Genomic DNA, 22,977 nt, shown 5'->3' with positions numbered 1-22,977 from the left:
CAAGGCAGAGGCCAGAGCGCTAGAATTTCGCAGCAACCGTTAGCTGCCTAACCAAGGATTCTCGATGGCCACCGCCAACCCGCAACGCGGGTACGTTCTGGGCCTTACCGCCTACATCATCTGGGGCCTGTTCCCGCTCTACTTCAAAGCCCTGCAAAGCGTGCCGGCGATGGAAATCATCGTGCACCGCGTGCTCTGGTCAGCGCTGTTCGGCGGCCTGCTGCTGCTCGTCTGGAAGCACCCTGGCTGGTGGCGCGAGCTGCGCGACAACCCCAAACGCCTGGCGGTGCTGGCCGGCTGCGGCCTGCTGATCGCAACCAACTGGCTGGTGTACGTGTGGGCGGTGAACAACGACCGCATGATCGAGGCCAGCCTGGGCTACTACATCAACCCCTTGATCAACGTATTGCTCGGCCTGCTGATTCTCGGTGAGCGCTTGCGTCGCCTGCAGTGGCTGGCCGTGGCGCTGGCCGCGATAGGCGTGCTGCAACAACTGTGGCAGGTCGGCAGCCTGCCCTGGGTATCGCTGGTGCTGGCGCTGACCTTCGGCTTCTATGGATTGATCCGCAAACAGGCGCCCGTGGCGGCACTGCCCGGATTGGTAGTGGAAACCTGGTTGCTGGTGCCGGTGGCGCTGGCCTGGCTGGTTCTGCACCCTACAGCGATGAGCAGCCAGGCCAGCTTCTGGACCAGCAGCGAGGCACTCTGGCTGGCCGCCGCCGGGCCGATCACTCTGGTGCCGTTGGTGTGCTTCAACGCCGCGGCGCGGCATCTGCCGTACACCACGCTGGGCTTCCTGCAATACCTGGCTCCGACCCTGGTGTTGCTGCAGGCCATTCTGCTGTTCGATGAACACTTCTCGCCGAGCACCCTGCTGGCATTCGCCTGCATCTGGGCAGGGCTTTTTGTGTATAGCCTGGATATCTGGCTTAACCTGCGCAAGCGCTCAACGCAGTAAAAGGCTGGTGCGCACAGCGCACCCTGCGCAGGTCGCGGAAGCCGCAAGGTGTCGCGGGTCCACCTAAGCCGTGTGCACCGGCTTTCCTGCTAGCACTCGCTGAACAGAAAACATCCACCCAGCGCCAAGCCTCGCCAGCCCTGGCGCGGCGCCTTTCATCCCCGGTTTATCCACAGCTCCATCCCCGGCCTTTGTGCACAAGCTATTGATCCTGCTGAATTTTTAGTCAGCCCATGAAAAACCCCGGGGCACTAAGCTGTGCGCCGGGGCTCCCCAGTTTATCCACAGGCTGATCCACGCATACCGTGGATATCAATCCTCAGCGCGCAGGTTCAGCTCCACCATCAGGTCATCGGCCAGGGTTTCCAGGCGTGCCTGCAATTGCTCCAGCGCCAGCGTCTCCGGCACGGCCAGCAGCGCTTCGGCGGTGAACAGCAACTCGCCGCTCATCGGCGCTGGCGCCACCTCGGTCAGCAGGCTCTCCAAATTGACGCCCTGTTCGGCCAGCACGCGGGTGATATCGCGGACGATACCGGGCCGGTCGTTACCCACCAATTCCAGGCGAATCGCGGTGAAGCGCCCGCCCGGCTCACTGCTGCTGGCCGCCAGTTGCACGCGAATGCCTTGCGCGCTGAGGGCTTCGAGCGCCTGGATCAGGCCGCCGTGGGCCTCGGCCGGTACATCCACCCGCACGATCCCGGCGAACTGCCCGGCCATGCGCGCCATGCGGCTCTCCAGCCAGTTGCCGCCGTGGGTCGCTACACAACCCGCCAAGCGCTCGACCAAGCCAGGTTGGTCCTCGGCAATCACCGTCAGTACCAGATGATCCATGTACTACCTCACTCGTTCACATAGGGTTCGAAAAGGTCAGCCGCGCAGCGACAACCAATAGGTGAAGAACTGTTCGTCACGCACGTAGCCAAGTCGCTCGTAAAGGCTCTGGCCGGCCAGATTGGTTTTCGCCGTTTCCAGTTGCAGACCACAGGCGCCGGTCGCCTCGGCATGTGCGCGGGCGGCGTTCATCAATGCCTCGCCCACACCCGAGCGGCGGGCGCGTTCGTCGACATACAGATCACTGAGCAACCAGGCCGGTTCCAGCGCCAACGAGGACTGAAAGGGATAAAGCTGCACGAAGCCCTGCGCGGCGCCCTGCTCGTCGCGGGCGATGAACAACTGCGAATCTCCACGCTGCAGGCGCTGGCCAAGAAAGCTGGCAACTTCCGCCGCGTCCCGCGGCACTTGGTAGAAGCGCAGGTAGCCGACGAACAGACGGGTGAGATCAACAAGGTCAGCAGCAACAACAGCGGATACCGTCATGGCAGGCTCCGGAATGACTGAAAGGCAGTATAGGCGAGGTGGCGTAGGCCATATCGGCGCACTTGTCAGCAGCCAACTCAATTAATCGTGTACGATTTTGCTTATTTTGTGGAACAATAGCGCACTTTTTTGCACGCACAGCGCACTAAATGTGACCATAAATAGTCTTTTGGTCGCAGACTGACGCTACCCCGCTGCATTTACCCAGGATCTTGATGTAGTATGCCGCGCTTTGGACTACAAGACGGAAAACCCGTCTCCAAAGCGGCTATTGAGTAGAGCTCAGAGAGAGTGAGGCAAGTGATGACTGAACGCGTTCAAGTCGGCGGCCTGCAGGTCGCCAAAGCCCTGTACGACTTCGTGAACAACGAAGCCATTCCCGGTACCGGCATCGCTGCCGACCAGTTCTGGGCCGGTGCCGCTGCGGTCATCAAGGACCTGGCGCCGAAGAACCATGCCCTGCTGGCCAAGCGCGACGAACTGCAGGCGCAGATCGACGCCTGGCACCAGGCGCGCAAGGGGCAGGCCCATGACGCGGCTGCCTACAAGGCCTTCCTCCAGGAAATCGGCTACCTGCTGCCGGAACCGGAAGACTTCCACGCCACCACCACCAACGTCGATGAAGAAATCGCCCGTCTGGCCGGCCCACAGCTGGTAGTACCGGTGATGAACGCGCGCTTCGCCCTGAACGCCTCCAACGCCCGCTGGGGCTCGCTGTACGATGCGCTGTACGGCACCGACGTGATCAGCGAAGAAGGTGGCGCCGAGAAGGGCAAGGGCTACAACAAGGTCCGTGGCGACAAGGTCATTGCCTTCGCCCGCGCCTTCCTCGACGAGGCCGCGCCGCTGGCTGCCGGCTCGCACGTCGACTCCACCGGTTATGCCATCGTCGACGGCAAGCTGGTCGTCGCCCTCAAGGGTGGCAGCAACAGCGGCCTGCGTGACGATGCGCAACTGGTCGGTTTCCAGGGCGAGGCCAGCGCGCCGATCGCCGTGCTGCTCAAGCACAACGGCCTGCACTTCGAAATCCAGATCGACGCCTCCAGCCCGATCGGCAGCACCGACGCCGCCGGCGTCAAAGACGTGCTGATGGAAGCGGCGCTGACCACCATCATGGACTGCGAAGACTCCGTCGCCGCCGTCGATGCCGATGACAAGGTGGTGGTCTACAAGAACTGGCTGGGCCTGATGAAAGGCGACCTGGCCGAGGAAGTGTCCAAGGGCGGCAAGACCTTCACCCGCACCATGAACCCGGATCGCGTCTACACCAAGCCGGACGGTTCCGAGCTGACCTTGCATGGCCGTTCGCTGCTGTTCGTGCGTAACGTCGGCCACCTGATGACCAACCCGGCTATCCTCGACGCCGCAGGCAACGAGATCCCGGAAGGCATCCAGGACGCGCTGTTCACCAGCCTGATCGCGGTGCACAACCTGATCGGCAACACCAGTCGCAAGAACACCCGCACCGGCAGCGTGTACATCGTCAAACCGAAGATGCACGGCCCGGAAGAAGTCGCCTTCACCAGCGAAATCTTCGCCCGCGTCGAGGATGTCCTGGGCCTGGCCCGCAACACCCTGAAAGTCGGCATCATGGACGAAGAGCGTCGCACCACCGTCAACCTCAAGGCGTGCATCAAGGCTGCCAGCGAGCGCGTGGTGTTCATCAACACCGGCTTCCTCGACCGTACCGGTGACGAGATCCACACCTCCATGGAAGCCGGCGCCGTGGTGCGCAAGGCCGCCATGAAGAGCGAAGCCTGGATCGGTGCCTACGAGAACAACAACGTCGACGTCGGCCTGGCCACCGGCCTGCAAGGCCGTGCGCAGATCGGCAAGGGCATGTGGGCCATGCCGGACCTGATGGCCGCGATGCTCGAGCAGAAAGTCGCGCATCCGCTGTCCGGCGCCAACACCGCCTGGGTTCCGTCGCCGACCGCCGCAGCCCTGCACGCGCTGCACTACCACAAGGTCGACGTGTTCGCCCGTCAGGCCGAACTGGCCAAGCGCGCTCCGGCGTCGGTCGACGACATCCTGACCATTCCGCTGGCCAAGGACACCAACTGGAGCGACGAGGAAATCCGCAACGAGCTGGATAACAATTCGCAAGGCATCCTCGGCTACGTGGTGCGCTGGATCGACCAGGGCGTCGGTTGCTCCAAAGTGCCGGACATCAACGATGTCGGCCTGATGGAAGACCGCGCCACCCTGCGAATCTCCAGCCAGCTGCTGGCCAACTGGCTGCGCCACGGCATCGTCAGCGAAGCGCAGGTGGTGGAAAGCCTCAAGCGCATGGCGCCGGTGGTGGATCGTCAGAATGCCAACGACCCGCTGTATCGCCCGATGGCCCCGGACTTCGACAACAACGTCGCCTTCCAGGCCGCGCTGGAGCTGGTGGTCGAAGGCACCAAGCAGCCCAACGGCTACACCGAGCCGGTGCTGCATCGTCGTCGTCGCGAGTTCAAGGCCAAGAACGGTCTGTGATTCGCTCACTGCGCGAATTAAAAACCGCCCTTCGGGGCGGTTTTTTTATGGGAAGTTTCGCGGCTAAAGCCCCTCCCACAAAGTTGAGTGTCCCGTGGGAGGGGCTTTAGCCGCGACGGGCAGTCAGGGCTTGGCCTGCGCCGCCTTCTCCGCCGTCACCCCCGTGGTGTTGCCCAGCAGACTGGCTGTCGCGGTCTGTACGAAGGCCGACAGCTTGCGTTCCAGATCGCTGCGCCGCTGCGCGTCATCGATCACCTCGGCACTGGCCTCGTGGCCAAGCTGGTAGCGATACAGGCGCGCATCACGGTCACGCGGTTTGACCAGGATGTTGTCGCCGGTCACCAAACCCACGGTCTGGTCGCTCCCGGACGGTTTGATCACCGCCACACCGGCATCACCCTCAGGCAGCGCCAGCAGGTCGCGGCCCCAGCATTGCTGCTGCACGGGCTGACCGAGGCGGCCCATGATGGTCGGTACTACGTCGATCTGGCTGCCAACGGTGTCGCGGCTGCTGCCGAAGGTGTCCTGCACGCCAGGGCCGATCAGCAGCAGCGGAACGCTGAAGCGCGACAGGTCCATCTCGGTAATCTGCTCGTCGTTGCCGAAACCATGGTCACCCAGGACCACGAACAGGGTGTCCTTGAAATAGGGCTCCTGGCGCGCCTTGGCGAAGAACTGGCCGAGCGCCCAGTCGGCGTAGCGCATGGCGGTCAGGTGTTCGTCCAGTGAACCGTAGCCGGTGACGCGCTCGACCGGCAAGTCTTCCGGCAGGGCGTAAGGCGTGTGGTTGGACAGCGTCTGCAGCAGTGCGTAGAACGGCTTGCCCTGGCTGCCGAGCTTGGCCAGTTCGTCGGCACCGCGGCTGAACATGTCCTGGTCGGACACGCCCCAGGTCGGATCGATGAACACCGGGTCGACGAAATCGTCACGGCCGACGAAGTTGCGCATGCCCTGGTTAGCGAAGAAGCCGGATTGGTTATCCCAAGCGAAGCTACCGTTGTAGACATAAACGTCGTCATAGCCACGGGCGCTGAGCAGTTGCGGCAGGCCGGAGAACTGATGGCCGCCCTCAGGCATGCGCATCAGGTATTCGAACGCCGGCAAGTTGGGGAAGCAGGCCATGGTGGCGAACATACCCTGATGGGTATGGGTGCCGTTGGAGAACACGCGCTGGAACAGCAGCCCTTCCTTGGCCAGGGCATCGAAGTTGGGGGTGATGCCGTCCTGATTGCCCATGGCGCCGATGTAACGGCCGGCCATGCTCTCCATGAGGATCACCACCACGTTACGCACCTGCGGCAGTTGGCCTTCGGCCGGCGGCGTGTAAACGCGGCGCACGGCGGCCTGGTCGGCATCAAGCAACTGATCGCGTGGGGTCAGCAGCAGGTCGCGGGTGATCTGCTGCGCTTCGTCAGCCGGCAGGGTGGCTTTCCAGCTGTTGTCGCGGTGATCGGAGAAGAAGTTTTCGGCAGCGTCGACCAGGGTCAGCGTACCGTTGAGGCCCAGGTGATTGGCGAACATCGAATCGGTGGTGTAGGCATCGCCCCAGCGCAGCGGCGGGCCGGAGCGCAGGGTGCCACGGGCAGCGACCACGCATACCAGCAGGAACATCACGAAAACGGCGGTGCGGGCCGGCCAGCGCGGCGGCGCAGCATGCCCGCGCGCACGCGTGGCGCGCTCGACACGGCGGAACAGCCAGGCCAGCAGCAGTGTCGCCAGGGCCCAGGCCAGCAGCAGGCGCAGCACCGGGAAACCGTTCCAGATCATGCTGCTGACGGTGCCGATATCTTCCTGCATGTACTGGAACACCAGGCTATTCAGGCGCTGGTGAAACTCACGGTAGAAGTTCAGCTCGACCACGGCGAAGAACAGGCACAGGCTGGTGGCGAACGTCAGCCAGGCGACGTGCAGGCGCCGGGCACGCATCGCCGTGACGCTGAGCAGCGACAGGCTCAACGGCACGCACAGGTAGACGATCAGGCGCAGATCGAAGCGCGCGCCATTGATAAAGGCTTCGACGAAGGTGCTGGCCGGCGTATCGGCGATCAGTGCGTGGTTGTAGGCCAGAAGCCCCAGACGGGCCAGGGCGAAGAGCAGCAGCATGCACAGCGCGCTGCCAAGGATGAACGCCAGGTGACTACCAACACTGACCTGTGCCGCCTTGTGGGCAACTGGTACGGATGACTGCATGGATGTGCCTTGCTCTTTACGGAATACGTGGGCGGGGGCAGTCTGCCTGGGCACAAGTCAAAATTTCGTCAAAACTGCGCTGCTTGCACCCTACTTAGGTGCAATGGGCAACCCGGCGGGCCAGGGCCACACTGACAACATCCCGAAACTGCGAGGCGCAAGCCCATGAGCAAGGCCGACGCAATGGCCGATGCGGGCAAGACTGCGGTGCTTCAGAACATCCACGGCACCATGGAGTTCCTGCACAAGTTCCCGCCTTTCAACCAGATGGACACCGCTCACCTGGCGTATCTGGTCGAGCACTGCCAGCTGCGCTTCTATGCCGAAGGCGACTCGATCATCAAACCCAGCGATGGCCCGGTCGAGCACTTCTACATCGTCAAACAGGGCCGTGTGCACGGTGAGCGCCCACACAGCGCCCGACGCGGCACCGAGACCACTTTCGAGATCACCGCCGGCGAGTGCTTCCCCCTGGCGGCGCTGATCGGCGAACGCGCCACGCGTACCGAGCACCTGGCCGCTGAGGACACCTTCTGCCTGCTGTTGGCCAAGCACGCATTCATCAAGCTATTCGCCGTTTCCAACCCGCTGCGCGACTTCGCCCTGCGCGGGGTCAGCAGCCTGCTCGATCAGGTCAACCAGCAGGTGCAGCTGCGCGCAGTGGAGACCCTCGGCGCCCAGTACTCGCTGGACACCCGTCTGGGCGAACTGGCCATGCGCCAACCCATCGGCTGCGCGCCCGACACACCTGTTCGCGATGCCGTGCGACTGATGCACGAGCAGCACGTGGGCAGCATCGTGGTGCTCGATTCGGCCGACAAACCGCTGGGCATCTTTACCCTGCGCGACCTGCGCCGGGTGGTGGCCGACGGCATCGACCTGGCCCAGCCCATCGACAACCTGATGACGCGCAACCCCTTCCACCTGCCGCCGGATGCCAGCGCCTTCGATGCCGCCATCGCCATGACCGAGCGGCATATTGCCCACGTCTGCCTGGTGGAACACGAGAAGCTCTGCGGGGTGATTTCCGAGCGCGATCTGTTCAGCCTGCAGCGCGTCGATCTGGTGCACCTGGCCCGCACCATTCGCCATGCCGGCAAGGTAGAAACCCTGGCCGGGCTGCGCAGTGACATCCGCCTGCTGGTCGACCGCATGCTCGCCCACGGCGCCAGTTCGACACAGATCACCCATATCGTTACCCTGCTCAACGACCACACCGTGTGTCGGGTGATCGAGCTGACCCTCGAAGAGATGGGCGCCCCAGGTATCCCCTTCACCTGGCTGTGCTTCGGCAGCGAGGGCCGCCGCGAGCAGACGCTGCACACCGACCAGGACAACGGCATCCTCTTCGAGGCGGAAAATGCCAGCGAGGCTGCGGCGATTCGTGAGCGCCTGCTGCCGATCGCCCGCGAGATCAACCAGCGCCTGGCGCAGTGCGGCTTCACCCTGTGCAAGGGCAACATCATGGCCGGCAATCCCGAGCTATGCCTGTCGCGCCAGGAATGGTCACGGCGCTTTGCTGGCTTCGTCCTCGAAGCCACGCCGGAGAATCTGCTGGGCTCGTCGATCTACTTCGACCTGCGCACCATCTGGGGTCCGGACGAAGGCTGCGAACAACTGCGCGAAGAATTGCTCGGCCGCGTCGCCAGCAACAGCCTGTTCCAGAAGATGCTGGCCGAGAACGCTTTACGCCAGCGCCCACCGGTCGGGCGCTTCCGTGATTTCGTGGTGGCGCGTTCCGGTGCCGACAAGGACACCCTCGACCTCAAGGTGCAGGGCCTCACGCCTTTCGTCGACGGCGCGCGCCTGCTGGCGCTGGCCAATGGCATCGGCGCGGTGGGCACTCTCGAGCGCCTGCGCGCCTTGATCACCAAGGGCGTGATCGACGCCCTGGACGGCGCCGCCTACGAAGAGGCCTACCATTTCATTCAGCAAACGCGCATGCAGCAGCACCAGTTGCAGGCACGTGACGAGCTGCCCTATTCCAATCGGGTCGACCCCGACCACCTCAACCACCTGGACCGGCGTATTCTGCGCGAGTCGTTCCGCCAGGCGCAGCGCCTGCAGAGCAGCCTGGCCATGAGGTATCAGTTATGAGCAAGTTCACCTGGTTCACCGGCCGCGGTCCGGCCCTGCCCCAGCAGCAGTTGCAACGCCGCGACGCCTTGAGCGCACCGGCAGCGTTCGACGAGCGTCCGCTGCACCAGCAGCGCTTCGTCGTGCTCGATCTGGAAACCACCGGCCTGAACATGCGTCGTGACCAGGTGTTGGCCATCGGCGCGGTGGTGATCGATAACGGCGCCATCGACTTCGCCGAGCAGTTCGAATGCACCCTGCACCGCGCCGATCACCAAGCCAGCGCCAGCACCCTGATTCACGGCATCGCCCCCAGCGAAGTGGCCCGTGGCGTCGAGCCGAGTGAGGCGCTGCTGGATTTCATGGAGTTCGTCGGCAACAGCCCCCTGCTGGCGTTTCATGCCGAATTCGACCAACGCATGCTGGCTCGCGCGCTGCGCCAGAGCCTGGGCTATCGCCTGCAACACAGCTTCTTCGATGTCGCCGAAATCGCACCGCTGCTGTGCCCGCAATCGCGCATTCGCCAAGGCGGGCTTGATGAGTGGGTCGCCGAATTCGGCCTGCAGGTACACCAGCGCCACAACGCCAGTGCCGATGCGCTGGTAACCGCCGAACTGGCGCTGATGCTGTTCAGCAAGGCGCGGCGGCAGGGCATCGACAGCCTCTGCGAGCTGGAGCGTCAGTTGGCTAGCCGTCGCCGGCGCCAGCACGCCATGTAGCCGCACGCTGCCAATCATCTAGCAGCGGGCGCCTCCATCTTGGCGCACGCCTCGTGCGCATCGGAGCCACCAGGAATCGCGGCCTACAGGTTGGTTTACGGCAGGCAATGCATCCTACGAAAGCCTACAGATCGCGCATCAGCAGCCCGTATTCCAATTGCACATCTGCCGGCAGCGGCAAGTACAGGATGTGACCGTCGCCCGGCGCCACCTGCTGCGCCTGGCCCTGCGCGTCCTGCAGGTGTTCCAACGTGAAACGCAGATTGCCCCGTGGCGTCATCAGCTCCAGCCCATCGCCCACGGCGAAGCGGTTCTTCACCCGTACCTCGACCAACTCACCACGTCGCTCACCGGTGAGTTCGCCAACGAACTGCTGGCGCTCCGCGACCGAGCTGCCGCGCTCGTAGTTCTGGTATTCGTCGTGCACATGGCGGCGCAGAAAGCCTTCGGTGTAACCACGATGCGCCAGTGACTCCAGGCTGCCCAGCAGGCTCGGGTCGAAGGGTTTGCCGGCCAGCGCGTCGTCGATGGCTCGGCGGTAGACCTGCGCCGTGCGCGCCACGTAGAAATGGCTCTTGGTGCGTCCTTCGATCTTCAGCGAATGCACGCCCATGCGCAGCAGGCGCTCGACGTGCTGCACCGCGCGCAGGTCCTTGGAGTTCATGATGTAGGTGCCGTGCTCGTCTTCGAAAGCGGCCATTTCTTCACCTGGACGACCGGCCTCTTCGAGCACGAAAGCCTGAGTGCTCGGCGCGCCCTGCCCTAGCGTCGGCTCGACCACGCGGACGATTTCACCCAGCTCGTTTTCGCTGGCGGGCGTGGCCTGGTATTGCCAGCGACAAGCGTTGGTACAGGTGCCCTGGTTGGGATCGCGGCGATTGATGTAGCCCGACAGCAGGCAACGCCCGGAATAGGCCATGCACAGTGCGCCATGAACGAATACTTCCAACTCCATGCTCGGCACCTGGCTACGGATTTCTTCGATCTCTTCCAGCGCCAGCTCACGCGACAGGATCACCCGCGTCAGCCCCTGCTGACGCCAGAACTCGACGCTGGCCCAATTCACCGCATTGGCCTGTACCGAGAGGTGAATCGGCATCTGCGGATAATGCTGACGCACCAGCATGATCAGGCCCGGGTCGGACATGATCAGCGCATCGGGCGCCATCTCGATCACCGGCGCCAGGTCCTTGAGGAAGGTCTTCAGTTTGGCATTGTGCGGGGCGATGTTGACCACCACGTAGAACTGCTTGCCCTGCGCGTGCGCCTCGGCGATGCCGAGCGCGAGGTTGGCGTGGTCGAACTCGTTGTTGCGCACGCGCAGGCTGTAGCGCGGCTGCCCGGCATACACCGCGTCGGCGCCATAGGCGAAGGCGTAACGCATGTTCTTCAGGCTGCCAGCTGGCGACAACAGTTCGGGGAAACAGGGCATGACCGAAAGCTCGAAAATCAGGGGCTGGCGATTCTATGCAGGTGGCAGGCGTGGATATTGATCTGGGTCTATGGGGCGCAGAAAAGCACCCAGGCGGGGTTAAATGGATCAGGTGGTCGCGTAGGGTGCGCCGTGCGCACCACTGCCGCGACACAAGAATGACGGGCTAGCGACACACTTGGCGATACAGCGCGTCGTCCTTGTCGATGCGCTTGAGCTGGGCAAGCTGAGGCTGCTTTTTCTCGTCCAGCGGCAACAACTCGCCAGTTGCGCAATTGAGCAGATGAGCTCGGTGCGAGACGTGGTCGATGTGCTGCTTCTCGAAACGATAGAGCATGAACTCGGCCACTTGCGCGTCCGCCACCTGCTCGCGCACGACGCTCTTGCTGTCGAGCACGGTGAAGGCGGTGACCATCGGCACGAAGTAGCTCCACGGGCGCCAGAACACGTGACCCGCTTCGGTCGCGACCACAACCGACTCCTTGGGCTGGCGCGCCTGCTGATGCTCGAACCAGGAGTACTCGTAGAACACCTGATAGCCCAGCATCCCCAAGCCACCGAACAGCGGCACGATCCACTTCGGCAGTTTGTTACGCGTCAGTTTACGCAGCAGCAGAGCGATACCGGCAGCGCCGAGCCCCGCCACCACGATGGCAAGCAAAGTCCACAACATATGGTTGTTCCCGAAAAAAGACGGGCCTCCAGTGGAGGCCCGTCTGTCAGAGCCTGGACCATCGACAGATGGCGTCAGGCCAGGATTATGCTTAGTGGTTCAGAGCGGCACCAGCACCTTTGGGGGTACGTACGCTTTCCACCAGGTCCTGGATTTCCTGCGGCGGTGCAGCAGTGACCTGCGATACGCCGTAAGCCACAGCGAAGTTGATCAGCGCACCGACGGTACCAAAGGAAGCCGGGGAGATACCCATGAACCACTGGTCCGGGGTGTTCGGCAGCATGTTGGTGCCCGGAATGAAGAACCAGCCCAGGTAGGTGAAGATGTACAGCAAGGTGATCACCAGGCCGGCGACCATCCCGCAGATCGCACCCTTGTCGTTCATGCGCTTGGAGAAGATCCCCATCATCAGCACCGGGAACAGGGTCGCCGCCGCAATACCGAAGGCCAATGCCACCACCTGCGCGGCGAATCCGGGTGGATTCAGGCCCAGGTAGGTCGCCAGCAGAATCGCTGCAGCCATCGACAGCCGCGCTGCCATCATCTCGTTCTTCTCGCTGATCTTCGGATTGATCAAGGTCTTGATCAGGTCATGACTGATCGCCGAAGAAATCGCCAGCAACAAACCAGCCGCCGTCGACAGTGCCGCCGCAATTGCGCCCGCCGCGATCAGGCCGACCACCCAACCTGGCAGGTTGGCGATCTCCGGGTTGGCCAGAACCAGGATGTCGTTGTTCACGGTCAGCTCGTTACCGTTCCAGCCACGCTCCTGAGCGGTCGCAGTGAAGGCCGGTGCAGCATCGTTGTACATCTGGATGCGGCCGTCGCCGTTCTTGTCTTCCCACTTGATCAGGCCGGTTTGCTCCCAGTTCTTGACCCACTCAGGACGCTCGTCATAGGCCAGCGCGGGGGCAGAAGCACCTTCCGGATAGATGGTGGTCACCAGGTTCAGGCGCGCCATCGAGGCAACGGCCGGAGCGGTGAGGTAGAGCATGGCGATGAAGATCAGGGTCCAACCCGCCGACCAGCGTGCGTCGGAAACCTTAGGCACGGTGAAGAAGCGGATGATCACGTGCGGCAGACCAGCAGTACCGATCATCAGCGACATGGTGAACAGCACCATGTTCAGCTTGTTATCGACATCGGCGGTGTAGGCAGCGAAGCCCAGCTCACGTACCACCTCATCGAGCTTCTGCAACAGCGGCACGCCGGACTCGACGTGGTCACCGAACAGGCCCAGCGGCGGGATCGGGTTACCGGTCAGCTGCAGGGAGATGAAGATCGCCGGAATGGTGTAGGCCACGATCAGTACCACGTACTGAGCGACCTGGGTGTAGGTGATGCCCTTCATGCCACCGAATACGGCGTAGGCGAAGACCACCGCTGCTGCGATCCAGATACCCGTGGAGTTGCTCACTTCGAGGAAGCGCGAGAAGGCAACACCGGCACCGGCCATCTGACCGATAACGTAGGTCACGGAGATGATCACCAGGCAGATCACTGCAGTCAGGCGTGCGCCACGGCTGTAGAAGCGATCACCGATGAAGTCCGGCACGGTGAATTTGCCGAACTTGCGCAGGTAAGGCGCCAGCAGCATCGCCAGCAGCACATAACCACCGGTCCAGCCCATGAGGAAGGTGGAGTTGGCATAACCACCGGCGGCAATCAGGCCCGCCATGGAAATGAAGGAGGCTGCGGACATCCAGTCGGCGGCCGTCGCCATGCCGTTGGTGACCGGATGCACACCACCGCCAGCGACGTAGAACTCTTTGGTGGAGCCGGCACGCGCCCAGACGGCGATGCCGATGTAGAGCGCGAAGGACGCGCCTACGAACAACATGTTGATAACGAATTGGCTCATGACCACTTACTCCTCAACGCCATATTCTTTATCGAGTTTGTTCAGTCTCCACGCGTAGTGAAAAATGAGCCCGATAAAGAAGAGGATTGAGCCTTGCTGGGCGAACCAGAATCCGAGGTCGGAACCGCCAACGGAGATTCCCGCGACCATCGGGCGCAGGATCATGGCGAATCCGTAGGAAACCAGCGCCCAGACAATCAGGCTCCAGGTGATGAGCCGCACATTGGCCTTCCAATAGGCCGCGGCATTGCTTTGTTCAGAAGTCATAGACGCCTCCGGTTATTGTTATTCTGATGCAGCTTCAAGCTAGCAGCAGGCCAGCACCGACCGACAGCTAGACATTGGTATTAGCCGCATCGCAGAGCGCTTCTGGAACGTCTTATCCCACCCGAGCAACGCACACCCCTTCAGTACGGGTCGGAGACCAACTCGATCGGCAGCAGATAGCGTTCTTCGTCGTACTCGATACGGAACTGGCCGCGGCGGGCATCGGCTTCGATGGTCTGGCATTCGCCATCGGCCACCACCATGCGCCGGCCAGTATAGGTTTGCCTGAAGATCAGGTCGCGGTAGCTATCGCGGCCAACCTTGTCGGTAACGATGAGCACGCCCTTGGCCTCGCCGAACGAAGCCGTGCAGTCGCCGTCTCGTTCACCGCCGAAGCTCTCCACCACCAGCCCTCCCATCAGGGGGCGCAACCCTTGCGCTTTCAACTCGTAGAGAGCGAGCTCGGTTTCCGCGAAGGGATTCATCCACGACCCGTTGCGGCGATTGATTCGAACGCCAAAGGCCAGGTCATCGCCTCGTAGTCGATAAGGCGCGGTATCCAAGACCAACCGGTCCACATAGATCGCGTCCCAATCCAGTAGATTGGGCTTGACCAGGCGCGCCACGACGTCTTGCCTCGTATGATCCAGCACCAGTATTTCAAGGTCGCTCTGGCCTTGGTCAGGCTGCGCCTCGCGTACCAGCGGCACGGCGAGCAGGGTCAGCTGAGGACGCGCAGGCCAGATCTTGCAGATGCTCTGCTCGGCGTCGACCCGATAGGCGCCGCGCTTATCTTGCAGCCAAGCGCCGCCGGCATGGCCGGGATGCGCCAGCTCCAGCCAGGCTGACAGTTGCACCGTGCAGTCATCGGCCAGCGCCACGCTGACCGACAACAGGCCACCCAGGGCCGTTGCGAATAGTCCTTTCATCCTTGAGTTCCTTCATTTCATCCCGGCGCGAGTCTACGCCGCTGACCGCCCACTGCCCATGATGGGCATCGCGAAACAGCCAGGCGATACGCCGCGCCAGAAGGTGCCCGGCACGCGCCTCCTCGCGCAAACCGATATGCCCGCTCATGGCCGATACCACAGGCGCATAAAGCCCAGTGCCAGCAGCAGGCCAACCTGGCCCAACGCGGCGCACAGCGACAGGAAGGAGCGCAGCGTGCCGTTACTCGCCGCATCCTGAATACCGGTCAGGGCGTTCCAGAAACCGTCCGGCAGCACCATAAGGCTCAGGCTGGCGAGCGGCTTTCCGGTCAGCAGCAGGCCGTCGATCAGGTTGAACCAGCCGCAGAACATCAGGCCGATGAGGATCATCACTGCCACCACCAGACCGAGGCCAAGGCAGGCGGAGAACTGCACGAGAAGACGCATGGGTATTACCTCCGACAAGAGGCGCGGCCTGCACTGACCGCGCCGATCAGATTCAGGCCTGCGGAGCGCTACGGCCAACGCCGTACCAGTCCAGTTTGCGGGTCAGCACCATCACGCTGCCGAGTACGCCGAACACCAGCAGCGAGCCCATCAGCAGGGCGTAGTCCTCGGCGTTGAGCAGGCCGTAGAGCATGGCGTACAGGGCTGCCAGCAGCGCGCCAAAGCCCATGCCACGTCGCCAGCTGTGCAGCACGAAGCTGACGTAGAAGCCGATCAGGCCGACGCAGGCGCCCGCCGAAAGGCCATAGGCCAGGGTGAACGGCAGGTGCTCGGACAGCGACAGCAGCAGCAGGTAGAACAGCGCCAGCGACAGGCCCACCAGGGCGTATTGCACCGGGTGCACGGCCAGGCGCTTGAGCACCTCGAAGAGGAAAAAGGTGGCGAAGGTCAGGGCGATGAACAGCAGCGCATATTTGATCGCACGATCGGTCTTCAGATACTGATCCACCGGATCGACGAAGCTCACTCCAAAGTTGCGGCCGAACAAAGCCTGGCAACGATCACCGCCCACGCAGTCGCGCAATGCCTCCTCCAGATTGGTGGCGAAGAAGCTGGTCTGCCACTCGGCAGTGAAGCCTGCGGCACTGATCTCGCGGCTGCTCGGCAGGTATTCACCGACGAAGCTCGGGTGCGGCCAGTCGGAGCTCAGCTTGACTCGACTGTCCCGCCCGACCGGCACCACCGAGAGCTGCTCGGTGCCCTGCAGTTTCAGGTCGAAAGCGAACTCGAGAATCTGCCCGCCCTGCGCATCCAGAGCCGGAATCGGTGCATGCACGCCAGCGCCGAAGTTATCGTCAGCACTGCCCGGCGCGAAGCTCAGGGTCTGGCCATTGAGGCGCAGCTGCAGATCGTTGCTGATGCCGCGGATATCGCTGATGCCGACGGAGAGGAAGGGCTTCTCGAAACGGTAGAAGCCCAACTCGTCGCCCAGCCCCAGGCGCGCCGGCAGGCGGAATTGACCGCTGACCTGGCTGTCGCTGCGGTACAGGCGCGCTTCATAGATGCCGCGGGCACGCAATTCGGTGCCCACCTGACCTTCGAGCACGAAGCGCTCCGGCAGGAAGTACAGGCGGCCGCGACGCTGGCGCTCTTCGCTATAGCGCTCACCGGTCTTCTCGTTGGTCTTCCACTCATGGGTGGTCTTGATATACGGCAGCACCAGGATTGGCCCGGTGATCTGCTGGCGGTAGCTAGAACTGCGGGCGATATCCTGCAGCACCTCGTAGCGCAGCCCTTGGCGCTCGTCGACCAGGCCATCGATCATCAGCAGGGGAATCATCAGCAACAAAATCAGCAGGGCGATGGCGCCCAGCTTGAAGCCCAGGGAACGGCTCATGGTACGGCTCTCCGTAGCGAGTGAAGGTACGGCAGAGTCTGGGCAAGGGCGGTGGGAGGCGTGTGGGGCGAGCGTGGAGATTGTGTGGAGAATGGGTGAAAGAAAAAGGGCGCCGATTCAGGGCGCCCTTTCTAACTGCTATGCGGCATAAGACTGCTCCCGCGTGATGGATATCCGGATCAGCTGATACGGCTGGCACCCACGCGGTCGGCACCATCTTCGGCTACACGGTTCAGACCAACGCGGTCAGCACCACCTTCTGCTACGCGGTTCAGACCAACGCGATCAGCACCACCTTCTGCGACACGGTTCAGACCAACGCGGTCAGCACCACCTTCTGCAACACGGTTCAGACCAACGCGATCAGCGCCACCTTCTGCAACACGGTTCGGGCCAACGCGATCAGCACCATCTTCGGCTACGCGGAAACGCTCCAGAGTGCGCTCGGCACCGCCTTCGGCTACGCGGTTCGGGCCGACGCGATCTGCGCCATCTTCAGCAACTACAGGGGCTGCAGACTGTTGAGCGTTGATCTGCGGCAGGGCGAAAGCACTGGCGGACAGAGCGGCAATAACGAGGCTGGCGAGGATTTGCTTTTTCATGTTCGTTCTCCTGAGGGGGTAAGTAACTGGCTACGGTTGTCATGTTACGCACGCCCCAGAACGGCAAAAGGCACATCTCGGGATAGTGACAATCGACGCCATTGATACCTGAAAAAGCGCTTATCGATCAGACAGATAGTTGCCACGATCACTCGCACAGCGCTGCCCTCGCCTTCCGTCTACTCGGTGCGGTAGCGGGTGAACGGCACTGGCATCTGTATAAAAAACCAGTAAAACTTCGCCCCATGCTCAGCCTCGACGCTCCCGAACTCTATTATCTGGCCAACTTCCGCAAGGCCCTCGCCTGGCTCGACACCCATCACCGTGAACTGATGGATGACGCCGAGCGCGCCTTCGTTACGGACTTTCCCCAGTTGCCATTGCCCACCCAGGCGCTGCTGGTCCGCCTGGTGATGCGCAAGGGCATTCACTTTCGCGCGAGCAAACTGCGCTACGCCGAGATCGGCGATATCCCTACTGCCGCAGAACAATTGCTGGAACTGGGCTGGCTGATCGACTACGCCGCACTGAGCTTCGACGAACTCGGCGCCCTCCTACTCAAGGACGAACTGGCCGCGCATTTCGCCGCCGACCTGCCGCGCGGGACGTTGAAGAAAAGCGAAGTGCTCGAGCACCTGTGTGAGCTGCATATCGAACCCCGCAGCCTGGCCGACTGGTGCCCGAATATGGAGGAGCGTCTGCTGAGCCTGGCCATCGGCCCGCTATGCGACCGCCTGCGCCTGATGTTCTTCGGCAACCTGGCGCAGGACTGGTCGGAGTTCGTGCTGGCTGACCTGGGGATATTCCGCTACGAGCAGGTGCCGATCACGCCGGGCTCGCGCGGCTTTCGTCACCGCCAGGACGTCGACGACTACTTGCACTTACGCGCCTGTCGCGAGGCCTTCGAGATCGGCATGCCGGTCACCGAGGTACTGCAGCAGCTCGGCGATTTCTGCAGCGACAGCCCGCATATCGGCGAACGCCACCAGCGCCTGCTGCTGCAATTGGCGCAACACCTGGAACGCGCCGGTGAACTGGACTCGGCGCTGGTGCTGTACCGCGACACCCGTGCAGTGGGCTCGCGGCAGCGGCAGATTCGCGTGCTGGAACGCCTGGGCCAGGATGCCGAAGCGCTGACACTCGCAGAACAGGTGATCGCGGCGCCGCACAATGCCGAAGAAGCGCAACTGGCCGAACGCGCACGCACGCGCCTGCGCAAACGCCTCCGCCTGCCGCCAGCAGCCAAGGCGGCGAAGCTGAACGAGGATCGCATCGACCTGCGCCTGCCGCGCGCCGCCAGCGTCGAGCTGGCCGTGGCCATGCACCTGAGCGAACCCGATGCGCCGGTGCATTACGTGGAGAACACGCTGATCTGCGGGCTGTTCGGCCTGCTCTGCTGGGAGGCGATCTTCGCCCCGCTGCCTGGCGCCTTCTTCCACCCCTTCCACACCGGCCCGGTGGACCTGCACCGCGCCGACTTCCATGCACGGCGCAGCGAGCTGTTCGCCGCCTGCCTGGCACGTCTGGACGACGGTAGCTATATCGAGGCCATGCGCCGTACCCATGCTGAGAAATTCGGCATCCAGTCGCCCTTCGTGTTCTGGGAGCTGCTCGACGCCGAGCGCCTGGAACAGGCCCTGGCCTGTCTGCCACCCGCGCACCTGGCTGCCTGGTTCCGCCGCCTGCTGGCCGATATTCGCGAAAACCGCGCCGGCATGCCCGACCTGATCCAGTTCTGGCCCAGTGAGGCGCGCTACCGGATGGTCGAGGTGAAAGGCCCGGGCGATCGCCTGCAGGACAACCAGAAACGCTGGCTGGCCTTCTGCGCCGAGCACGGCATGCCGGTCAGCGTCTGCTACGTGGAGTGGAGCGATTGAGCCTGCGCATCGCCGTGCGCGAGCTGTGCGAGTTCACCGCCAAGGAAGGTGACCTCGACCTGCGCTTCACCCCCTCGCCCACCGCGCAGGAAGGCATGGCCGGGCACGCCACGGTGGTGGCCCGGCGCGGCCCAAATTACGTGTCCGAGCTGCCACTGATCGGCGAATTCGAGGGGCTGACGGTCAGCGGCCGCGCCGATGGCTTCGACCCCGAGTTTCGCCTGCTGGAAGAGATCAAGACCCATCGCGGCGACATCTCGCGCATCCCCGCCAACCACCGTTTGCTGCACTGGGCGCAGGTGAAGATCTACGGCTGGCTGCTGTGCCAGGAGCTGGGCTTCGATGAACTGGATCTGGCGGTGGTGTACTTCAACGTCATGACCCAGCAGGAAACGGCGTTCCGCGAGCGCCATAGTGCCGCGTCACTGGGCGAGTTCTTCGCCCTGCACTGCCGCCGCTATATCGATTGGGCGAGGCAGGAACAGGCGCACCAGCAGGCACGCAACCAGGCGTTGGAAAGTCTGAGCTTCCCCTACGGCGAATTTCGCCACGGCCAGCGGCAACTGGCCGAAGCCGTATACCGCGCCGCACGCGACGGCCATTACCTGCTGGCGCAGGCCACCACCGGCATCGGCAAGACCCTCGGCACCCTGTTCCCGCAACTCAAGGCCATGCCCGGCCAGCAGCTCGACCGCCTGTTCTTCCTCAGTGCCAAGACGCCAGGCCGGCGCCTGGCGCTGGATGCCCTGCAACGCCTGCGCGAACCCGACACACCATTGCGCGTGCTGGAGCACGTGGCCCGTGACAAGGCCTGCGAACACCCGAGCAAGGCCTGCCATGGCGACTCCTGCCCACTCGCCAAAGGCTTCTACGACCGCCTGCCGGCTGCACGCAGCGCGGCGCTCAAGGAACGCTGGCTGAATCAGCAGGCCGTGCGCAATATCGCCATCGCCCACGGCGTGTGCCCCTACTACCTGAGCCAGGAGCTGTGCCGCTGGAGCGACGTGGTGGTGTGTGACTACAACTACTACTTCGACCTCGGCGCGCTGCTGCACAGCCTCACCCTGATCAACCAGTGGCGCGTCTGCCTGCTGGTGGACGAGGCGCACAACCTGGTGGAACGCGGGCGCGGCATGTACAGCGCCGAGCTGGATCAGGCGCGCTTCAAGGCCATGTGCCGCGACGCGCCGAAGCGACTGAAGAGCGTGCTGGAACGGGTCGACCGCCACTGGGATCAACTGCACCGCGAGCAGGAGGTGCCCTATCAGGTCTACCCGCTGGCGCCGGACTTGCTGCTCGCAGCCCTGGGCAAAGCCGTTAGCGCCATCACCGACCTGCTTACCGACCAGCCGGAAGGCAACGCTGGCGAACTGCTCAGCTTCTATCTGGATGCCATGCTGTTCTGCCGCCTGGCGGAAAGCTTCGGCCCGCACTCGCTGTTCGACATCAACCGCATCGAGGAGGGCAACGGGCGCAGCTTTTCGACCCTGTGCATCCGCAATATCCTGCCGGCGCCCTTTCTCGGCCCACGCTTCGAGGACGCCCACAGCGCCACGCTGTTCTCCGCCACCCTCAGCCCCAGCCACTATTACCTCGACCTGCTCGGCCTGCCTGAAGAGACCCAGTGCCTCGACGTCGCCTCGCCGTTCAGCGCCGAACAACTGCACGTACAAGTAGTGCGTAACCTGTCCACCCGCTACCAGCACCGCGACGCCTCGCTGGCGCCGATCTGCCAGTTGATGGCACGCCAGTACGCCGAACGCCCGGGCAACTACCTGGCCTTCTTCAGCAGCTATCAATATCTGGAACAGGTACTACAGGAGCTGCGCCGCGATCACCCGCAGATTCCGGTATGGACGCAGTCACGGCAGATGGACGAAGCGGCGCGTCAGGGCTTTATCGAACGCTTCCAGATCGGCGGCCGCGGTATCGGCTTCGCCGTGCTCGGCGGCGTATTCGGCGAGGGTGTCGACCTGCCCGGCGAACGCCTGATCGGCGCCTTCGTCGCCACCCTCGGCCTGGCCCAACTCAACCCGATCAACGAAGAAATCCGCCAACGCATGGACGCCCTGTTCGGCAATGGCTACGACTACACCTACCTCTACCCCGGCTTGCAAAAGGTCGTACAAGCCGCCGGCCGGGTGATCCGCACGCCGGAAGACCAAGGCGTGCTCTACCTGATCGACGACCGCTTCGCCCGCCCGGAAGTGCGCCGTCTGCTGCCGAGCTGGTGGCAGGTGGAGCTGTTGCGTTTGCCGCTAAAGGCGCCGTCGTTGGAAATCTAAACGCCCGGACACCTGGCCGCCGAATCGGTGGGCAAGCTTCGCGTTGCCCACCCTACAAATCCATCGCCGACGTAGGGTGGATGACGCTCTTTCATCCACCGCAACCGCGCCCCACCTGACCGCCGCCAACCGAGAAATACGCCACCAACCCGTAGGAGCGGATTTATCCGCGATCATCGCAGCCCGTGATGCGCAGCAATCCTGAAGACACCACTTACCGTCACTCCCGCGAAGGCGGGAGCCCAGTTGCTCTGTAGCGCCGTCATTCCCACCTGCGCCTAAAGGCCACTTGCCAGCACACATCCAACTTGGTGTATAACCAGCCAAACACCGCGCCATACCAACTGCAACCAGCGAGATAGAGAAGAACTTAAAAATGAAAAATGACCTCGTATTATTGGCGCTGGATGCAGAGCAAATAGCCAAAGCGAAAGACGAAAACGGAAAGCGTAAACAGATAACCCATGCGCTTGTCGTTGGAAGCTATGGGGTGATGTTCGGCACTGAGAAGCAATGCATGAAGTATTACTCGGTCTGGAAGGATATCTTCAAAGACCTATTTGGCGAATGCTACGAAACTGACCAGTACCACCTCACTACCTACACCGACTCCGGTAATGTGGTGATGGATCTGATAGAAGAATCAGATAGACGCAAACCCAAGATAGATTTCGTCGAAGAAGCGGTGAAACGAGAGCAGGAAGGCTTTTGATAGCAACTATCCGATGACGCTCTGCGTTACCAACGGACTCAGGCGCTTGGCCGCTTGTGAGTGGACGCAGAGCGTCGAGAGTTGCATTATTACGCGGAGCGTGGGAGCGATCAAACTACAGACCTACTTCAGACCATCCCTATCTGGATTTAATATGCCAACAAAAAAAGAAGCCTGCGCAGCAGACATATTTATTGAAGCGATTCGCTACGCAACAAAAAAGGCTGAACGATTCAAACTTGAAGAAATTTATCAACACCTAAACCTCAACTACAACCAAAAACAAATTCTTAGAGAGCAGATTCGCTCAGGAAACATATTTCACTCCACATTCCCGCTTGACCATTTAGACACAGATGACGGCGGCAGCTACGTTATAAGCGCATCCGTAGAAGACCGCTTCCGGCTATTAGCTTATGAAGACCTTCAACAAGCTAGAAAATCCGCATGCCACGCTTGGGCCATGGCAATATTCTCTATCTTTGTCAGTTGTACTCTAGGAGCACTTTCAATTCATCAATCATATGAACAAAATAAATCAAGCAACGCTACAAGTGAACTTCTCATCGAAGCAATAAACACAACCAACAAGACCCTAGAAACAATCCAAAAAGAGCAGGAAAACAAAAGCAAGTAGCCTGGGTAGAGCAAGGCGAAACCTGGGATAACAAACACCAAGAGGGTGTGCAGAATTTTGTGTAACCGGGGCTTGGGTTACTGCTGCGGCAGCCTGTCTTCGTAACTGATCGTAAAGC

At 62.4% G+C, this 22,977-nt stretch carries 19 protein-coding genes; 8 read left to right on the top strand and 11 right to left on the bottom strand.

Annotated features, from left to right (window positions below):
• Window positions 1–64: 64 nt before the first annotated feature.
• Window positions 65–958 carry an EamA family transporter RarD gene (gene rarD, locus EGJ86_RS08875; RefSeq protein ID WP_125834829.1) on the top strand — a complete coding sequence of 298 codons (894 nt, stop codon included), beginning with the start codon at window positions 65–67 and terminating at the stop codon, window positions 956–958.
• Between the two features lie 312 nt (window positions 959–1,270).
• Here the strand turns inward: rarD and EGJ86_RS08870 are convergent, their stop codons facing one another.
• Window positions 1,271–1,789: a glycine cleavage system protein R gene (locus EGJ86_RS08870; protein ID WP_125834828.1), complete on the bottom strand. Its 519-nt coding sequence runs from the start codon at window positions 1,787–1,789 to the stop codon at window positions 1,271–1,273.
• A gap of 36 nt (window positions 1,790–1,825) precedes the next feature.
• Window positions 1,826–2,275, bottom strand: a complete 450-nt coding sequence (locus tag EGJ86_RS08865) for an N-acetyltransferase (RefSeq protein ID WP_125834827.1) — start codon at window positions 2,273–2,275, stop codon at window positions 1,826–1,828.
• Window positions 2,276–2,578: 303 nt separating this feature from the next.
• Between EGJ86_RS08865 and EGJ86_RS08860 the strand changes: the two genes are divergently transcribed.
• On the top strand, window positions 2,579–4,756 hold the full coding sequence (locus EGJ86_RS08860; protein WP_125834826.1) for a malate synthase G: 2,178 nt from the start codon (window positions 2,579–2,581) through the stop codon (window positions 4,754–4,756).
• A 123-nt stretch (window positions 4,757–4,879) separates the two neighbouring features.
• Here the strand turns inward: EGJ86_RS08860 and EGJ86_RS08855 are convergent, their stop codons facing one another.
• Window positions 4,880–6,946 carry an LTA synthase family protein gene (locus EGJ86_RS08855; RefSeq protein WP_125834825.1) on the bottom strand — a complete coding sequence of 689 codons (2,067 nt, stop codon included), beginning with the start codon at window positions 6,944–6,946 and terminating at the stop codon, window positions 4,880–4,882.
• A gap of 165 nt (window positions 6,947–7,111) precedes the next feature.
• Between EGJ86_RS08855 and EGJ86_RS08850 the strand changes: the two genes are divergently transcribed.
• Both EGJ86_RS08850 and EGJ86_RS08845 read left to right on the top strand, forming a co-directional pair.
• A complete protein-coding gene (locus EGJ86_RS08850) occupies window positions 7,112–9,043 on the top strand; it encodes a putative nucleotidyltransferase substrate binding domain-containing protein (protein ID WP_125834824.1) in 1,932 nt (643 codons plus the stop codon).
• The gene (locus tag EGJ86_RS08845; protein WP_125834823.1) at window positions 9,040–9,741 is read left to right on the top strand and encodes a PolC-type DNA polymerase III; all 702 of its coding nucleotides are present in this window, start codon (window positions 9,040–9,042) and stop codon (window positions 9,739–9,741) included. The genes EGJ86_RS08850 and EGJ86_RS08845 overlap by 4 nt, the downstream gene beginning before the upstream one ends.
• A gap of 124 nt (window positions 9,742–9,865) precedes the next feature.
• Here the strand turns inward: EGJ86_RS08845 and yegQ are convergent, their stop codons facing one another.
• The 8 genes from yegQ to EGJ86_RS08805 form a co-directional block, all read right to left on the bottom strand.
• On the bottom strand, window positions 9,866–11,173 hold the full coding sequence (gene yegQ, locus EGJ86_RS08840; RefSeq protein WP_125834822.1) for a tRNA 5-hydroxyuridine modification protein YegQ: 1,308 nt from the start codon (window positions 11,171–11,173) through the stop codon (window positions 9,866–9,868).
• A 166-nt stretch (window positions 11,174–11,339) separates the two neighbouring features.
• Window positions 11,340–11,846 carry a hypothetical protein gene (locus tag EGJ86_RS08835; protein ID WP_099525892.1) on the bottom strand — a complete coding sequence of 169 codons (507 nt, stop codon included), beginning with the start codon at window positions 11,844–11,846 and terminating at the stop codon, window positions 11,340–11,342.
• A gap of 91 nt (window positions 11,847–11,937) precedes the next feature.
• On the bottom strand, window positions 11,938–13,707 hold the full coding sequence (locus EGJ86_RS08830) for a sodium:solute symporter family protein (protein WP_125834821.1): 1,770 nt from the start codon (window positions 13,705–13,707) through the stop codon (window positions 11,938–11,940).
• Between the two features lie 6 nt (window positions 13,708–13,713).
• Window positions 13,714–13,974 (bottom strand): DUF4212 domain-containing protein, encoded by a 261-nt coding sequence (locus tag EGJ86_RS08825; RefSeq protein WP_099525894.1) that lies wholly within the window; start codon window positions 13,972–13,974, stop codon window positions 13,714–13,716.
• 140 nt (window positions 13,975–14,114) lie between these two features.
• Entirely contained in the window at window positions 14,115–14,903 is a 789-nt protein-coding gene (locus EGJ86_RS08820) for a hypothetical protein (RefSeq protein ID WP_125834820.1), read from the bottom strand.
• Between the two features lie 144 nt (window positions 14,904–15,047).
• Complete coding sequence (locus EGJ86_RS08815; protein ID WP_125834819.1) at window positions 15,048–15,350, bottom strand: hypothetical protein; 303 nt, start codon at window positions 15,348–15,350, stop codon at window positions 15,048–15,050.
• A 52-nt stretch (window positions 15,351–15,402) separates the two neighbouring features.
• The gene (creD, locus tag EGJ86_RS08810) at window positions 15,403–16,746 is read right to left on the bottom strand and encodes a cell envelope integrity protein CreD (protein ID WP_125834818.1); all 1,344 of its coding nucleotides are present in this window, start codon (window positions 16,744–16,746) and stop codon (window positions 15,403–15,405) included.
• Window positions 16,747–16,925: 179 nt separating this feature from the next.
• Window positions 16,926–17,348, bottom strand: a complete 423-nt coding sequence (locus EGJ86_RS08805; RefSeq protein ID WP_112211574.1) for a phage infection protein — start codon at window positions 17,346–17,348, stop codon at window positions 16,926–16,928.
• Between the two features lie 245 nt (window positions 17,349–17,593).
• Here EGJ86_RS08805 and EGJ86_RS08800 point away from each other — a divergent pair, with 245 nt between their 5' ends.
• The 4 genes from EGJ86_RS08800 (at window position 17,594) to EGJ86_RS08785 (ending at window position 22,859) form a co-directional block, all read left to right on the top strand.
• Complete coding sequence (locus EGJ86_RS08800; RefSeq protein WP_125834817.1) at window positions 17,594–19,225, top strand: VRR-NUC domain-containing protein; 1,632 nt, start codon at window positions 17,594–17,596, stop codon at window positions 19,223–19,225.
• Window positions 19,222–21,510 carry an ATP-dependent DNA helicase gene (locus EGJ86_RS08795; RefSeq protein WP_125834816.1) on the top strand — a complete coding sequence of 763 codons (2,289 nt, stop codon included), beginning with the start codon at window positions 19,222–19,224 and terminating at the stop codon, window positions 21,508–21,510. Before EGJ86_RS08800 ends, EGJ86_RS08795 begins: the two co-directional genes overlap by 4 nt.
• Before the next feature lie 376 nt (window positions 21,511–21,886).
• Window positions 21,887–22,222 (top strand): hypothetical protein, encoded by a 336-nt coding sequence (locus tag EGJ86_RS08790; protein ID WP_125834815.1) that lies wholly within the window; start codon window positions 21,887–21,889, stop codon window positions 22,220–22,222.
• A 154-nt stretch (window positions 22,223–22,376) separates the two neighbouring features.
• Entirely contained in the window at window positions 22,377–22,859 is a 483-nt protein-coding gene (locus EGJ86_RS08785) for a hypothetical protein (protein ID WP_125834814.1), read from the top strand.
• Window positions 22,860–22,977: the final 118 nt, after the last annotated feature.

Source organism: Pseudomonas sp. o96-267 (assembly GCF_003935465.1).
In the GTDB taxonomy this organism is placed as follows: domain Bacteria; phylum Pseudomonadota; class Gammaproteobacteria; order Pseudomonadales; family Pseudomonadaceae; genus Aquipseudomonas; species Aquipseudomonas sediminis.
The sequence above is the reverse complement of the archived record's forward strand: the minus strand, read 5'-3'. Positions and strand labels throughout refer to the sequence as shown.